We start from the raw sequence: 15040 nt of genomic DNA, 5'->3' as shown, positions 1-15040 counted from the left end.
CCTCACCGCCCTCCAAACCTCCGCAACAAGATCATCCTGGCCTTCTCGGCCTTCTGAAACGATCCTCCCTCCTTCTGGCTGTAGCATTGGTCAACCACCCCATGACTGACAGTATTCGCAGCCCTGAGTATCCGTGCAGCGACCACGGCAATTTACCACCAGATCCCACAAAGCAAGGGGGCCAGTTTGCACTGGCCCCCTTATTTTTAAAACTGCTCAACTTCTGCGGTCGATTCCTTCATCTCCAATATAGAGGAGGCTATCTCCCTTCTCCCCGTCCTCACCGGACGACGCGTGAACCTAGTGGTCTTCGGTGGCTGAACCACCTCCGACTCATGGTCATCACCACCATCCAAGCCCATGACCTTGTCATAGTCGAAGGCGTAGTATTGACCGTCATAGATACCCGCATTAGCGCTCTTGATACGCGTAGCCATGCGGTCCTTTTCGGTTCGGATAAGGTAGCCTTGTTCTTCCAGCCGGGCCAGCACCTGCTTGCCGAGCTGGGGAACCAGCTTCTTGAACCACACGACACGCAGCAACAACAGCTTGTTACGAATAACGCCCATATGATGCTTCGCCGTTGGCGTCCCCATATCAGGGAACTCATGACGCTTAAGTGCCAGTTGCTCTTGGAGGTGGCGAACTGCACGGGTGATATCATCCGGCTGTTCATCCAACGAGGCTGCCCAACGATTAGCACCTAGTACCACAGCTGCCATGACCTCGTCCTCGGTGTAAGGCAACACACCTAGCTCGATACTATACAGGCCGGTAGCCAGCGTCATAGCGAAGAAGTCCAGACCTCGCCGAATCAACGATGACTCAGTAGCGCCATCCACCAAGGGCACCAGACGTTCGGCGCACTTGTGAACCCGCTCTTGCACCAGCTGTTGCAGCGCCGCATAGGAGGTCGCCTCAGGCAAATTTAACAACCCTTGCGCCAAGGCTGGGAGAGCCGTGCCGTAATACATCCCACAGGCCGCCTTAATCTGGTCAATGCGAGCCTTGGTTTGAGCCAATGTCTCGCCAGGCAGTCCCGCATCTTCGGGGTGAACCTCGATGTTAGGATTCCGCACTCGCGCACCAGCGTTGACACTGTCACCAGTCTTTCGCAGAAAATCATCAAAGCTCTGCTCACCCGTTGAAGCCACACACAGAGCAGCCGTGTTTTGGGTCTCAATCACGGTACCCGTCTTGTCGCAGCGCCCCTTGCGCTGGCCATTGGTCATGGCGTACATGATCGCACCGAAATTTTTGCCGATGAACGAACCCAGCTCATCAAGCACCAACCCCATACCATGGTGCTCTTCCAAGAGCGAGAGCAACGCATTGAGAGTATTGTGCCACTTGCGAATCGCTGAGCCGCCATCCGTGCTAGGGTCAGTTGCCCGGCCAACCACACTCTGAGCCACCTGTGCCAAGGTTGTCTTCCCTACAGAGCTGGGACCATGGAAATGGACAATAGTCGTTCCCTTCTGCAACAGGTTAAGCAACACGTTCGTTAGCATAACCAATATCCCGAACTGCATGAGCGGGGAGTGGCGAACCGCCATCGCCACATGTTGTATCCACTCGTCATGAGAACCTTGAGGGTGGAGCTGTTTTACAGCCTTGCGAAGTCGGTAACACAGCTGATTGCCATCGCGTTGCAGAGCTTTTCGCTCTTCCTCACGAATCAAGGCTTCGCCGTGAGTAACAAAAATCAACTGCCCCGGCACAAAGCCCGCTTGATCCACCAAGCGAATAGACTCCATGAGTCCCATTTTTGCGCAACGCAACATGAAGCGGACCAGTTGCCCCTCTGTCGCTGAGTGGTAAGCCAGCCGGTGCGAACTCATCCTTGCCTTGATTTTTTTCAGGTCTTGGTAAACGGATTCGAGATCTATCGTCCATGTCACCAACTGCCCATCTGAGTCAAGACAAGCCAGCTCCATAGCTTCGAATCGCCCTTCGATGTCATTGAAGGTTGTTATCGGTAACCCGACCCCCTCAAAGACCACGGCAGGCTCTTTACCGGCCAGGAACATGAGCTTGCCATCCGGGGTAATCGCGTAACCTTCAGGCAGAAAAGACGAGGTATGCCAATGGATCAACTGCTCAATAGCATGGGTCAGAGGTGAACCATCCGGCCACACAGGGCACTCCTCAGGAGATTTATCCTTGTTGAGTGCTTGCCCGTCAGGGGATGCAAGATAACGAGCCTCTTCACACCATGTGTTGATGCTACGAAGCTCTTGATGCACTTGGGCCCTTTTACTGTGGTCGCCATAAGTCTGCTCAGGGGCCATAACCATAGCCTGCGAAACTTGTTGTGCGAGAGTGCCAGTCTGGCTCTCAGGTTGAGTTACGGACTCAGAGGAAGAATTGAGAATTGATGTATTCATGGTTAATCTTGGGGGAGTCTCCTCCCCCATCTCCTTAATAGGGTTAACTAGCGATGCGTGGGAGCTCCCACACGGCGTGTAATTCGTTGACGGCTTTAACCAGCGTGGTATCGTGGAGGCGTGCATATCTCTCAGTCATTTTTGGCGAGCTATGGCCTAGGACTTTTTGCAGTACATCCAGCGAGCAACCTTGGTTTAACAGCGATGTAGCGACGGTATGACGGGCATCATGCATGCGTACTCCTGAGAGTCCGCAATCATTGCAGACCCGGTACCAATACCGCCGAGGTTCGGAAATCTGAGAGACACCATCCTGGCCTCTAAAGAGCAGACCGGTTGTGCCATGACGCTGGAATTGGAGTTGAATCAACTCCAGCGCGAAATGATTTAGTGGTATGAGCCTTTCTCGACCAGACTTACTGGTGGGCAAATACGCAAGCTTTCGATTGAGATTACAATCTTGAAGCTGTAGCGCTCGGGCCTCACCCAGCCGGCACCCTGTTGCAAACAGGAACAGCAGAAGCCTAGCTTTTTCATCGTCGATGTCTTTCATCAAACGATGGACCACCTTATTCACCACCTCATCAGGCAACCCCTTGGGTGGCAAAACAGCTTCATGCTTTGCCGGAATCCCTGCTGCTGGCGAGGACTTGAGAATGCCACGCTCTACAGCGAAGGACATGATGGCCTTTACCTGTGCCAAGTAGCGGTTCCGCGTGGCGACAGAGCACGTTTTATTTGATTCTGTAAGAAAATCCTCGATGTCGAAACGGGTTACTCTGTTTAATGGCTTGCGCCCTAAAGCTGCCACGATGGGCTTTACGCGAGACTCGATGGTTTTATGTGACCGATGAGTTGCTCGTACTGAGGGCAGGTATTTATCATGTATAAACTGTTCTACTGACAAGCTCGAAAGATAGGTTTGATTGAATCCTACTGGATCAAGTACAAACTCCGCTTTTAGCTTTCTTGCTTGTTCACGTATCTCTTTAACGCTGAATTCGTCCGTGCTCGCAATTTTTAACCGATAACGGACTTTATTTTTGGTGAAACTAAGACAACCAACCTTGCGACCAGTGGCATAAGTAATCCACGTAAGGGAACGCTCGTATTTATCTTTACTTTCACGCTGCTTTGAACTGCACTCCTCCAACTTGGCACTATCTACAGTTGGAGCTACAGCCTGTTCGGGCATCGCACCTCCTATCATCTAGAGCCCCCACCGTGGTGACTCATGACAAGAATGTTGGACGAAGAAAAACCGAAAGGGAAGACCAGCTCCAGAGCGTAACCATCCGATAATGCCTTATAAAAACAGACTACCCTGCACATGGTATGTTTTGTGCTTTACAAAATCCCCCTATAGCCGGAGAGTAGAAATCAGTTTTTGCCCCCCTCTAAAGAATCAGAAAGAAGAAACTCAATAGAGTCCGATTTTGTGGCGGAAAAATATTTTTATTTTTTTCCGCCCCCCCGACACCCTGCTCACTTTATGAGCTAAAAGACTACATTGAGCACAAGTATTTACTTCCCCTACAGCTCTTGCTGTAGGGGGTTATCACTCTTCTTCAAACGCAGATACGGAAGTTGAGCGACCGGAGGTCCTTCGGTATCGACGCACCAACCCCTGTCTGGTCAATTTCTGGTAACTTTTCAGCGCACAAAAAACATGCAGGTTAGTTCATCCGTTTTTTGACAGAAAATGGGCTGACTTGTTGGAGGAACCGAATGCGTGAGAGAGCGAAAAGGTAATTCTATAAAGGGAAAAAACCTCGATAGAAGCACCTGCCGACAACCGGATCCGGGTGTTGAGTCAGGGGCTCCTTGCACACTATCTCGCCACTTAGTTCACTCTATGCAAAAACATGCCAGAAACTGGGCCAACAAGGTTGACACCCCCGTCCAGAAAGGGTTTAATGCGCGCCGTTGCCCAGATAGCTCAGTCGGTAGAGCAGGGGATTGAAAATCCCCGTGTCGGCGGTTCGATTCCGTCTCTGGGCACCACAATTCCTCCTTAGTTCAGTCGGTAGAACGGCGGACTGTTAATCCGTATGTCACTGGTTCAAGTCCAGTAGGAGGAGCCAAATTTGAAAAGCCCGCTCATCGAGCGGGCTTTTTTCATTTCGGTCAGCTGCCGTTGCAGGTTGCCAGCAGCAGGGTCGCTCCGCAGGTGGCACTGAACAGCAGCAAGCCGGTCTGCAGCACACCCTCCGGGTTTACCCGTTTCTCTTTTTTGCGAAATCGTATCCACTTAGGCTTCATCAAGCCCACCTCGTCCTGTTACGACCCCTGCCCCGTCGGCAGGCGAGCCATCTTTGTGCAGCCACCCGGCGCCGTCAACTCCCTTGCCGACAATAAATTCATCACGCTGCCACCGCCCGTGTTCCCTTCGTGACAATGTTAACAATTTGGAAAACCGGCGTGACCCGTTCCCACGCCGGGGCTATGATGAGGCCGACGATTTTCCTACCCTCAGGGAGACCCCAGATGAGCAGCCCGTTGCGTTACGTGCTGGATGGCATCCATTGCGAGCCCCGCTTCTTCACCGTGCCCCTCGACCACCAGCGACCGGATGACGAGGAGACCCTCACCCTGTTCGGCCGCACCCTCTGTCGCCAGGACCGGCTGCACGACGATCTGCCCTGGCTGCTGTTCCTGCAGGGGGGGCCCGGCTTTGGTGCGCCGCGCCCGACCGCCGCCAGCGGCTGGATCAAGCGGGCCCTGCAGGAGTTTCGGGTGCTGCTGCTCGATCAGCGCGGTACCGGCCACTCCAGCCCCATCAGCGCCGAGGCGCTGGCCCAGCTCACCGCCCCACAGCAGGCGGAGTACCTCGGCCATTTTCGCGCCGACAGCATAGTGCGCGACGCCGAGTACATTCGCGAAGTGCTGAGCCCGGGGCGCCCCTGGAGCCTGCTCGGCCAGAGCTTCGGCGGCTTTTGCAGCCTTACCTACCTCTCCCTGTTCCCGGACAGTCTGCACGAGGTCTACCTCACCGGCGGGGTGGCCCCCATCGGTCGCAGTGCAGACGAGGTCTACCGCGCCACCTATCAGCGGGTGGCCGACAAGAACCGCGCCTTCTTCGCCCGCTTCCCCCACGCCCAGGCCATCGCCAACCGGCTGGCCAACCACCTGCACAGCCATGAGGTGCGCCTGCCCAACGGCCAGCGCCTGACGGTGGAGCAGTTGCAGCAGCAGGGGCTGGATCTGGGGGCCAGCGGCGCCTTCGAGGAGCTCTACTATCTGCTGGAAGACGCCTTCATCGGCGAGCGGCTCAACCCCGCCTTCCTCTACCAAGTGCAGGCGATGCAGCCGTTCAACACCAACCCGGTGTTCGCCATCCTGCACGAGTCCATCTATTGCGAAGAAAGCGCCAGCAACTGGGCGGCCGAGCGGGTAAGAAGCGAATACCCGGCCCTGGCCTGGGCACCGGGCAAGGATTTTGCCTTCACCGGCGAGATGATCTTCCCCTGGATGTTCGAGCAGTTCCGCGAGCTCATCCCGCTGAAGGAGGCCGCTCACCTGCTGGCCCAGAAAGCGGACTGGGGACCGCTCTACGACCCGGCGCAGCTGGCCCGCAACCCAGTGCCGGTGGCCTGCGCCGTCTATGCCGAGGACATGTACGTGGAGTTCGACTACTGCCGCGACACCCTCAAGGGGCTTGGCAACAGCCGCGCCTGGATCACCAACGAATACGAACACAACGGCCTGCGGGTCGATGGTGAGCAGATCCTGGACCGGCTCATCCGCATGAATCGGGATCGCTGATCCCGCCGGGCTCACGCCCGCAGCAAGACGACAATATCGAGGGCGACCCATGAGTCGCCCCGCCCCTCTGGAAGCAGCACAAAATAATAAGGACACCCATTGGATCATCCGGAAATCTCGGCCGGCTGGCTGAGCCGCCTCTTCTATCACTGGACCGGCCCGCTGCAGCGCAAGGGGCTGAGCGAGCCCCAGGTCAACCTCGACGATCTCTATCCCCTGCTGCCGGAAGACAGGCGCGATGGCCGCGCCGACGCCTTCCTCGCACTCACCGCCGCCCAGCCGGTGCGCCCCTGGCCCATCACCGCCTTCATCTGGCGCCATTACCGCGGGCGCATTGGCCTGCTCACCCTGCTGCAAATGCTTGGCATGCTGGCGACCCTGGCCAGCCCCTGGCTGCTCAACCACAGCATGACCCAGCTGGGTGCCGGTGCCCCCACCGAGCAGAAATTGCTGCTGGCGTTCGCCCTGTTTGCCTCGGTGCTCGCCTCCGGCATGCTGGCGGAGCACTCGCTGCAACTGGCACTCAAGATGCACGTGCCCATCCGCCGCCTGCTGGCCGAGTCCCTGCTCGCCAAGGTGATGAAGCTGGGTGGCAAGAGCTTCGACGACCGGGCCGGTGGCCGGGTGCAGAACCTCATCAACCGGGACGTGTGGGACATCACCTGGATTCTTGCGGACCCCGCCATGCCGCTCACCATGCTGCTGCAACTGCTCGGCACCATCGCCCTGCTGGTGTGGCAGGTGGGCAGCGCCGGCCTGGTCGGCTTCGCCGTGCTCACCCTGCTGCTGCTCATCTCCACCCGGGTGGTACGACGCATGAACCAGCAGGAGCAGCAGCTCAAGCGTCAGCAGGACGAGCGCAACGGCATCCTGGCGGAGTACATCAAGAAGCTGCGGCTGGTACGCCAGAACGGGCTCGGCGCCTTCTTCACCCGGGCCGCCGGCCACAAGCGCCAGCAGGAGCTGGGCGTGCTGGGGCGGGTGCTCAGACTCGATGCCATCAACGAGAGCCTGATGCTGAGTACCCCGCTGCTGGTGACCCTGGCCACCTTCACCACCTATCTGGTCTCGGGCAGAGAGCTCACCCTGCCCCAGGTGTTCACCACCATCGCCCTGTTCACCGTGCTGCGCATCCCCATGATGCGGCTGCCCTACCTCATCCGCACCCTGATCAACTTCAACACCGGCTTCAACCGGCTGTGCGAGTTCCTCAACAGCCCCGAGCAGCACCGGGATCTCACCGACCCCAGCTTGCCGGTGGGCGGCCTGCGGCTCGACAACGTCACCGCCCTGCACCAGCAAAAGCCGGTGCTGGAGGGGATCAGTCTGCACATCGAGCCGGGGGAACTGGTGGGGATCACCGGTGCCACCGGGGCGGGCAAGAGCTGCCTGCTGCACCTCATCGCCGGTTTCGACAACGGCTTCGAGGGCAGCATCCGTCGCCACGGCCGGGTCGCCCATCTGGGCCACAAGCCCTGGCTGATGAACGACACCATCCGCAACAACATCCTGTTCGGCCAGCCATGGCATGGAGAGCGCTATCGCTGGGTGCTGGGGGCCTGTGCGCTGGGCGCCGACCTCACCCTGCTCAGCCACGGCGACCAGACCCTGGTAGGCGAGCTCGGCACCCGCCTCTCCGGCGGCCAGCAACAGCGGGTCGCGCTGGCCCGCGCCCTCTACGCCCAGGCCGACATCCTGCTGCTGGACAACCCGCTCTCGGCGCTCGACCCCATCGTCTCGGCCCAGGTGCTGGAGCAAGGGCTCGCCTTCAAGCCGGGGCCGACCCGGCTGCTGGTGAGCCACGACCCGGACGTGCTGGCCCACTGCGATCGGGTGATCCGCATCGAGCAGGGCCGACTGGTGGAGCTCGATGCCCACCAGCTGGCGGACCTCATCCAGCATCCCCGCCCCACCCCGCCGGTGCCGCCTCAGGAGGCGGAGCAGTTCAGCGAGGAGAAGGTGGTGGAAGGCAAGGTGGACTGGGGGCTGTTCGGCTTCATGTGGCAGCGCCTGGCCGCCCCCGGCGCCATCCTGCTCGCCCTGCTGCTCACTCTGGGCCAGGAGGGGCTGCGCATCGCCTCGGATCTCTGGCTCGGCGGCAAGGCCGGGGTGACCGGGGTGAGCGAGCTGCTCGGCATCTATGTGCTGCTGGGGGCGGGCTCTCTCACCTGCATCATGGTGGTGCGGGTCATCAACTACAAACTCGGCCTCAAGCTGGCCTGGACCCTGTTCGACGGCATGCTGGGGCGCATCAGCCGCGCCCCCATGGCCTTCTTCGACAAGGTGCCGCAGGGGCGGATCCTCAACCGCTTCGATCGGGATCTGGGGGAAGCCCAGGAGATCCTGCTGTCGATGCTGATGGGGCTGTTCGGCATGCTGGTGTCGGTGGCACTGCAGGTGGTGGTGATCGGCGTCAACATGCCGCTGTTGCTGCTCATCGCCCCCCTGGTGGGCTGGGCCCTCTACGTGCTGCAGCGCCGCTACCGGGCGGTGCAGCTCAAGCTGCGGCGACAGGCGTCGGTGCTGCGCTCGCCGCTCTACATCAGCATCAGCGAGACCATCCGCGGCGCCCCTGCCCTGCGCCTGGCCGGGGCCGAGCGCTTCGCGCTGGATCAGGTGTTGCTGCACTATGACAACAACCTGCGCAGCTGGTACACCACCACCTCCATCAACCGCTGGCTCGGCATGTACCAGACCCTGCTCTCCGCCTCCCTGGTGGGCGCCGTGGCGCTGATGGTGGCCTTTGGCAACAGCTCGCTGCTGGGGGCCGTGGCCATCACCTACGCCTTTACCGCCTCCGCCATGCTCAACTCCCTCATCCGCACCTTCGCCGAGGTGGAGCAGGTGATGAACGCGGTGGAGCGGGTGCGCGAATACAGCGAAATAGAGAGCGAGCGTCAGGAGGGGGAGGCCCTCGCCACCCCTCACCCTGCGGTGCGCTTCGACAACCTGGGGCTGCGCTATCCGCAGGCCAGCCAGTGGGCGCTGCACAAGGTCAACTTCGAGCTGGCCCCCGGCGAGAAGGTCGGCGTGTGCGGCCGCACCGGCGCCGGCAAGAGCTCGCTGCTGGGGGTGCTGCAGGCCATGTATCCCGCCTCCCAGGGGGAAATCTACTACGGCGAGCAGCCGCTGTCCCGGCTGGCACCGGAGGCGGTGCGCGATCTCTACGACACCGTCTCCCAGATCCCGCTCACCTTCTTCGGTACCCTGCGTGCCAATCTGGCTCCCCTGACCGAGCACGACGACGCTGCACTGGAGCAGGCGCTGGCCCGGGTGGGGCTGGCCGAGCGCTGCGCCGGCCGGCTGGACGAGGAGCTCGACAAGCTGCAGCTCTCCGCCGGCGAGACCCAGCTGCTGGTGATCGCCCGTATCCTGCTGTCGCGCCGCCCGCTCATAGTACTGGACGAGGCCACCTCGGATCTCGATCACATCGGCATGCGCAAGATGGCGGAGCTGCTCTATCGCTACCGGCCAGAGGCCAGCTATCTGGTGATCGCCCACCATCTGGAGCCGCTGCTGTCGGTGGACCGGGTGGTGGTGATGGAGGCGGGCACCGTGGTGGAGCAGGGCTCGCCGGTGAGCCTGCTGGCCAACTCCCACTCCCGCTTCCACCAGCTGTTCGTGGGTCAGGTGAACCGCCAGGTGCCCCAGACGGTGTGAGGGCCGAAAATGACAAGGGCTGCCCGCGGGCAGCCCTTGTTGCTTGAGGAGAGCCTCAACGCTCCATGATCTGGGTGACGTCATCCTTCTTGATCATCACCTCCCGCCCTTCGGTATCGTAATAGCGGTACATGCCGGTGCTCTCGTCCAGCTTGGGTTTGCTGTCGGTGGTGATCATCTTGCCATCCTTGGTGCTCATGATGTACTGGGAGCTGCACGCCACCAGTGCCAGGGCACACACCAGGATCATCATCAGTTGCTTCATCGCTTGTTTTGCCTCCCGCTTCACCCTCACCACGAGGGTGGTGTCTGAAGCCTAGTTCAACCAGATGAGCCCGTTTGCCGCCATTGCCGCAACGGGATCAACGTCAACAATCAGCTACTTGCGCCCACCCGGCTTGCCACTGCCACCGGTTCCCGGCCCACAGCCGAGCGCCATTCTGTCTGCCGCCGCCTTCGCCTGCACCAGGCCGTAGCCATAGCTGTTGTCGCGCCCCAACGCCCCCAGATCCTGGGCACTGCTGCGCAGGGTCTGGCGCAGCTGATCGTTGCTGCACTCCAATCGCTGTGACCAGACCAGCGCCGCCACCCCGACCACGTGCGGCGTCGCCATCGAGGTGCCGCTGTAGTAGGCATAGCCGGTCGGCACGGTGGAGAGCACGGAGACACCGGGGGCGGCCAGCTCCACCTGATCGTTGCGCTGGGAGAAAGAGGCCAGCTGCTTGTTGGCATCGATGGCCGCCACGCTCACCACACTGCCGTAGGAGGCCGGATAGGACTTGCTGGTGTTGCCCGCATTGCCCGCCGCCGCCACGCTCAGCACGTTCTGCCCATAGGCCTGATTGAACGCCTGCTCCTCGGTCTTGCTGGGCACGCTGCCCCCCAGACTCATGTTGATGACCATGCGGGTGAATCCCCGGTTGCTCATCCCCTGCTTGCAGGCATTGAGCGCCCCCACCAGGTTGGAGGAGTAGGCCCAGCCGTTGGCCCCGAACACCTTGACGATCTGCAGCGGCACGCTCTGGTTCGGCAGCACCCCGACGACCCCCAGATCGTTGCCGCCCACGGCGGCGATGGTGCCTGCCACGTGGGTGCCGTGGCCGTTCTCGTCGCTGCTCCAGCTGCCGGTACCGGCATCGTTGCTGCCCTGCACCTGGGCCCCGTGGGGCAGGTCCGGGTGGCCACCGCTGTAGCCAGAGTCAATGATGCACACCAGCACCTCTCCCGCCGCCGCGTCACTGAGCTGCGGCGCCTGCACCATGGGAATGCCGTAGGGCAGGGTCTCGGCACTGACATAGCGTTTGGCGTCCGGCTCCACCCAGAGCACGTTGGGATTGTGCACCAGCGCCGTGGCTGCCGCCGCCGGCAACCAGAGCGCCAGCGCGTGCTGCTCGGGCAGCGACAGGGCCAGCTCGCCCCCCATTCCCTTGCTCTGGGCCAGTACCGCCGCCTCCGCCCCCGGTTTCAGCTGCACCAGATAGCGATCCCGCTCCGCGGCCATCGCCCCCTGTCCCAGCACGCCTGCCACCAGCAGGCCTAGCCATATCCGTCTCATCAGTCACTCCTTGCATCGACCTGATTGTCACTCGCAAAGTGTAGCGTCCGGCTGGCGCAGGCCCGAGCGGGTACAAAAAGGCCGGACATGGGTCCGGCCTGATTTGCGATCTGTATCCGTTACTTGGCGGGCTTGCGCTCGCCGGTCACGATGGGGTTCTTGGGATCAGAACTCCACTCGTACCAGCCGCCGTCGTAGACGCTGATCCGCTTCCAGTCCATCAGCCAGGCGTAGAAGAACGCCTCGGAGGCACGCCAGCCGGTCCCGCAGTAGAAGGCGGCCTGCTGGGTCGGCTCGATATTCCACTCGTCCCACATGGCGAGGATCTCGCGGGCCGGCTTCATGGTGCCGTCCGGGTTGTGGAAGTCGCTCATGCTGTTGGCATCGACACCACCACGACCCCACTTGGCGCCGGGAATGTCGCCCTTCGGCTTGATGTAGCTGTAGCCGGAGGTGTTGCCGACGAACTCGTCCCAGGTGCGCACGCTGACCAGGGCGCCGTCGGGCTGCTTGAGCAGTTCCTTGGCCTGGCTCAGGGTGGTGTAGTACTCGGGATGGGCCGGGATGGCGACGCCGAACTCCTTGGCCGGGGTAAACTTGTTGGCCAGCCCGGTCTCGGTACGCAGATGCTGCACGAACCAGGCATCCAGGCCGCCGTCCAGCAGCCGCACGTCCTGCACGCCGGCATACATCATCAGGTGGGCCGCGCGGGCCGCCGCCATGGTGTTGCGGCCGTAGAGGATGACGGTGGTGTCGTGGCGGATGCCGTTCTCCAGCAGCAACGCCTTGAGCGCCTCGTCAGAGACCTTGTTCCACAGCGGCTCCTCTTCCAGCCGGTTGGTGTCGATGTAGCCGGCCCCCGGGATGTGGCTCAGCAGATAGGCCTTGGGTGAACCCCACGCCACCTCGAACAGCTTCCAGTCGCCCTTGGGCGCAGCCACCACCGGCTTGCCCTCTTGCAGGTCGGCCAGCCAGCGCGGGTAGACCAGCTGCTGCCAGCGGGCCAGATGCTCGCGCGGCGCGGTTTTCCAGCCCTGCAGCTCGAACAGCTGCTTGATGCCCTGCTGGCGCAGCAGGCGGGCCACTTCGGCCACCTCGCGCGGAGCACCGTAGAGCGCCACCGGCCGATCGGCCTTCAGCCCCTTGGTCGCCAGCGCCGCCGGCCACTCCTCATCGCTGTACTTCCACTCGGCGGAGAGGTTCTCGGCGCCAACCACGTGGCCGCCCTGCTGCTCGCCCTCCATCGGCCAGCCCTGATAGAAGTAGCTGGCGCGGGTATCCAGAATGACCGCCTGCTTGGCGTTGGCATCCGCCAGCGAAAGCGGTGGCAGCTCGGCAGCCAGGGTCGGCAGGGCATGCCAGAGCAGCAAGGTTGCCAGGGTGGCCCGTAACAAGCTCATTATTCGTTTCATGGTGATCTCTCGATTCAGAGTGACAAGGTTAAAAAATGGAGCGGCCCAGACGCTCGGCCAGCAGTTCCAGCGCCGCCGTGCCCGCCAGCGAGTTGCCCGCCTTGTTGAGCTCGGGCGACCAGACACAGACGCACAATTCCCCCGGGATCAGGGCGATGATGCCGCCACCGACCCCGGATTTGCCCGGCATGCCGACCCGATAGGCAAAATCCCCCGCCTCGTCATAGAGGCCGCAGGTGGCGAGCAGGGCGTTGACCTGTTTGGTGGTGCGGGCCGGCAGCAACGGAGTCGTCGCACCCAGCGGCACCCCGCGATTGGCCAGATAGATGAATGCCCGCGCCAGATCGACGCAACTCATGCGGATCGCACAGGCATTGAAGTAGCTCTGCAGCACCTTGTCCACTTCGTTCTCGAAATTGCCATACGCCTTCATCAGATAGGCGATGGCCGCGTTGCGGGCAGAGTGCTGATATTCGGAGCGGGCCACCACTTGATCCGCCATGATGGCCGGGTTGCCCGAGAGGCGGCGCACCAGCTCCAGGGTACGCTGGCGCGGCGCGGTGAGGCGGGTCTCCAGCAGATCGCTCACCACCAGGGCACCGGCATTGATGAAGGGGTTGCGGGGAATGCCCTGCTCGAATTCCAGCTGCACCAGAGAGTTGAAGGGCTGGCCGGAGGGCTCCTTGCCGACCCGGGCCCAGATCTCCTCCTCCTGATAGAGGGTGAGCGCCAGCGTCAGGCTGAGGGCCTTGGAGATACTCTGGATGGAGAAGGGTTCACTGGCATCACCGGCGGTGAACAGCTCCCCTTCCACGGTACAGACGGCGATCCCGAGCCGGTCGGCCGGCACCTGGGCCAGCGCCGGAATGTAGTCGGCCACCTTGCCCTGTCCGAGCAGCGGGCGCACCTCATCCAGGATGCTGGCCAGTAATTCGGATGACAACACCATAAGCGATTCCATAACTAACGTGGCGATCCCATCACCACCGACAAAAATCCCGCCAGCGGCGGGACTTGTCTATCTGCTGTCGCAGGCTGTCGACACCGGGGCGCCTGCCACAGCCAGCCTGTCATCAGGCCGGTTCACCGTACCAGAGGTCGAACAGCTCGGTGACCACCACGGCTTCCATCCCCTTGCCTTCCAGCCAGGCTTTGACGGCGGCGCGGTCTTCTTCGCTGCATTTGCCCAGCTGCTGGGTGCAGATCATCCCTTCCCAGGCCAGGTGGCCGGAGCCGGCGAAGGCCAGCTTGCGGGGTTCGATCACTTCATCGATCATCGCGTCGACTACCGCATCGATGGTCTCTTCGGCGGTACCGACCGGGAAGTTGAAACTGATGTCGAAGCCCATTTCCTGGAATTCATCGACGCGCAGTTTCTTGCGCAGGCGGCGGCTACGATTGGCCATGATAGCTCCTTCAGTTAGTTGACACGTTTGAAAATCAGATCCCACACCCCGTGACCGAGACGGTGGCCACGTTGTTCGAATTTGGTCAGCGGGCGCCAGTCGGGACGCGGCACCCAGTTGCCGGTGGCGGAGGTATTCTCATACCCCTCGGCGGCACTCATCACTTCCAGCATGTGCTCGGCGTAGTTTTCCCAGTCGGTGGCCATGTGGAACACGCCACCGATGGCCAGCTTCTGGCAGATGTCCTGGGCAAAGGCCGGCTGCACGATGCGGCGCTTGTGGTGGCGGCTCTTGTGCCAGGGATCCGGGAAGAACAGCTGCAGACAGGCCAGCGAGCCGTTCGGGATCATGTGCTCCAGCACCTCCACCGCGTCGTGGCAGATGACACGCAGGTTGGTGACTCCCGCCTCCTGGGCGGTACCGAGGCAGGCACCGACACCCGGCGAGTGCACTTCGATGCCGATGAAGTTCTTCTCGGGGGCATTCTTGGCCATCTCCACCAGGGAGGCGCCCATGCCGAAGCCGATTTCCAGCACCACCGGGGCCTCGCGGCCAAACAGGGCAACCAGATCGAGCGGCTCCGGTGCGAAATCGATACCCATGACCGGCCAGAGCTCTTCCAGGGCCTTCTCCTGCCCTTTGGTCAGGCGGCCTTCGCGACGGACAAAGCTGCGGATCTTGCGCATGAACTTGCCGTCTTCGTTAAACACATCTTGGGTCACTGGCATAATCAAATTGCTCGTTATTGCATCGGTCTGGGTCACAGACCACATAAATGGATTGCTCGTTATCTCGTCGTGCTGGTCACAGACGACCGAGATGAATTGCTCGTTGTTTCATCGTTCCGCCTCGCCG

Annotated in this window: 11 protein-coding genes and 2 tRNA genes; 4 read left to right on the top strand and 9 right to left on the bottom strand. The window is 61.3% G+C overall.

Going from position 1 to position 15040, the window contains the following annotated elements:
* Nucleotides 1-206: 206 nt before the first annotated feature.
* Nucleotides 207-2387 (bottom strand): DUF927 domain-containing protein, encoded by a 2181-nt coding sequence (locus tag PG900_RS20745; RefSeq protein WP_270832148.1) that lies wholly within the window; start codon nucleotides 2385-2387, stop codon nucleotides 207-209.
* Between the two features lie 43 nt (nucleotides 2388-2430).
* The gene (locus PG900_RS20740; RefSeq protein ID WP_270832147.1) at nucleotides 2431-3582 is read right to left on the bottom strand and encodes a tyrosine-type recombinase/integrase; all 1152 of its coding nucleotides are present in this window, start codon (nucleotides 3580-3582) and stop codon (nucleotides 2431-2433) included.
* A gap of 733 nt (nucleotides 3583-4315) precedes the next feature.
* On the opposite strand from PG900_RS20740, the gene PG900_RS20735 reads away from it, so the two are divergent.
* Both PG900_RS20735 and PG900_RS20730 read left to right on the top strand, forming a co-directional pair.
* Nucleotides 4316-4391, top strand: a tRNA-Phe gene (locus PG900_RS20735).
* A 4-nt stretch (nucleotides 4392-4395) separates the two neighbouring features.
* Nucleotides 4396-4471 (top strand) — tRNA-Asn (locus PG900_RS20730).
* A gap of 43 nt (nucleotides 4472-4514) precedes the next feature.
* Here the strand turns inward: PG900_RS20730 and PG900_RS20725 are convergent.
* Nucleotides 4515-4649, bottom strand: coding sequence for a hypothetical protein (locus PG900_RS20725; protein WP_011707223.1), 135 nt, complete (start codon nucleotides 4647-4649; stop codon nucleotides 4515-4517).
* Between the two features lie 225 nt (nucleotides 4650-4874).
* On the opposite strand from PG900_RS20725, the gene PG900_RS20720 reads away from it, so the two are divergent.
* Entirely contained in the window at nucleotides 4875-6152 is a 1278-nt protein-coding gene (locus PG900_RS20720) for an alpha/beta hydrolase (protein ID WP_270832145.1), read from the top strand.
* A 99-nt stretch (nucleotides 6153-6251) separates the two neighbouring features.
* Nucleotides 6252-9812: an ATP-binding cassette domain-containing protein gene (locus tag PG900_RS20715; RefSeq protein WP_270832144.1), complete on the top strand. Its 3561-nt coding sequence runs from the start codon at nucleotides 6252-6254 to the stop codon at nucleotides 9810-9812.
* A gap of 55 nt (nucleotides 9813-9867) precedes the next feature.
* Here PG900_RS20715 and PG900_RS20710 read toward each other — a convergent pair whose 3' ends face one another.
* The 6 genes from PG900_RS20710 to trmB all read right to left on the bottom strand — a co-directional run bounded on the left by PG900_RS20710 (nucleotide 9868) and on the right by trmB (nucleotide 14913).
* Nucleotides 9868-10077 carry a YgdI/YgdR family lipoprotein gene (locus PG900_RS20710; protein ID WP_016351843.1) on the bottom strand — a complete coding sequence of 70 codons (210 nt, stop codon included), beginning with the start codon at nucleotides 10075-10077 and terminating at the stop codon, nucleotides 9868-9870.
* Nucleotides 10078-10191: 114 nt separating this feature from the next.
* Nucleotides 10192-11367, bottom strand: coding sequence for a S8 family peptidase (locus PG900_RS20705; protein WP_270832143.1), 1176 nt, complete (start codon nucleotides 11365-11367; stop codon nucleotides 10192-10194).
* A gap of 119 nt (nucleotides 11368-11486) precedes the next feature.
* Entirely contained in the window at nucleotides 11487-12779 is a 1293-nt protein-coding gene (locus PG900_RS20700; protein ID WP_060389848.1) for a sulfurtransferase, read from the bottom strand.
* A gap of 28 nt (nucleotides 12780-12807) precedes the next feature.
* Nucleotides 12808-13728: a glutaminase B gene (gene glsB, locus PG900_RS20695; protein ID WP_029299132.1), complete on the bottom strand. Its 921-nt coding sequence runs from the start codon at nucleotides 13726-13728 to the stop codon at nucleotides 12808-12810.
* A gap of 124 nt (nucleotides 13729-13852) precedes the next feature.
* Nucleotides 13853-14185 (bottom strand): YggL family protein, encoded by a 333-nt coding sequence (locus PG900_RS20690; protein WP_011707230.1) that lies wholly within the window; start codon nucleotides 14183-14185, stop codon nucleotides 13853-13855.
* Nucleotides 14186-14199: 14 nt separating this feature from the next.
* On the bottom strand, nucleotides 14200-14913 hold the full coding sequence (gene trmB / locus PG900_RS20685; protein WP_270832142.1) for a tRNA (guanosine(46)-N7)-methyltransferase TrmB: 714 nt from the start codon (nucleotides 14911-14913) through the stop codon (nucleotides 14200-14202).
* Nucleotides 14914-15040 lie beyond the last annotated feature (127 nt).

This window comes from Aeromonas sp. QDB03 (assembly GCF_027707985.1).
In the GTDB taxonomy this organism is placed as follows: domain Bacteria; phylum Pseudomonadota; class Gammaproteobacteria; order Enterobacterales; family Aeromonadaceae; genus Aeromonas; species Aeromonas hydrophila.
The sequence above is the reverse complement of the archived record's forward strand: the minus strand, read 5'-3'. Positions and strand labels throughout refer to the sequence as shown.

Coding starts and splice junctions, on each gene's coding strand:
- trmB (WP_270832142.1), bottom strand. CDS start 14,913: ATGCCAGTGACCCAAGATGTGTTTAACGAAGACGGCAAGTTCATGCGC.
- PG900_RS20725 (WP_011707223.1), bottom strand. CDS start 4,649: ATGAAGCCTAAGTGGATACGATTTCGCAAAAAAGAGAAACGGGTAAAC.
- PG900_RS20700 (WP_060389848.1), bottom strand. CDS start 12,779: ATGAAACGAATAATGAGCTTGTTACGGGCCACCCTGGCAACCTTGCTG.
- PG900_RS20740 (WP_270832147.1), bottom strand. CDS start 3,582: ATGCCCGAACAGGCTGTAGCTCCAACTGTAGATAGTGCCAAGTTGGAG.
- PG900_RS20690 (WP_011707230.1), bottom strand. CDS start 14,185: ATGGCCAATCGTAGCCGCCGCCTGCGCAAGAAACTGCGCGTCGATGAA.
- PG900_RS20710 (WP_016351843.1), bottom strand. CDS start 10,077: ATGAAGCAACTGATGATGATCCTGGTGTGTGCCCTGGCACTGGTGGCG.
- PG900_RS20705 (WP_270832143.1), bottom strand. CDS start 11,367: ATGAGACGGATATGGCTAGGCCTGCTGGTGGCAGGCGTGCTGGGACAG.
- glsB (WP_029299132.1), bottom strand. CDS start 13,728: ATGGTGTTGTCATCCGAATTACTGGCCAGCATCCTGGATGAGGTGCGC.
- PG900_RS20720 (WP_270832145.1), top strand. CDS start 4,875: ATGAGCAGCCCGTTGCGTTACGTGCTGGATGGCATCCATTGCGAGCCC.
- PG900_RS20745 (WP_270832148.1), bottom strand. CDS start 2,387: ATGAATACATCAATTCTCAATTCTTCCTCTGAGTCCGTAACTCAACCT.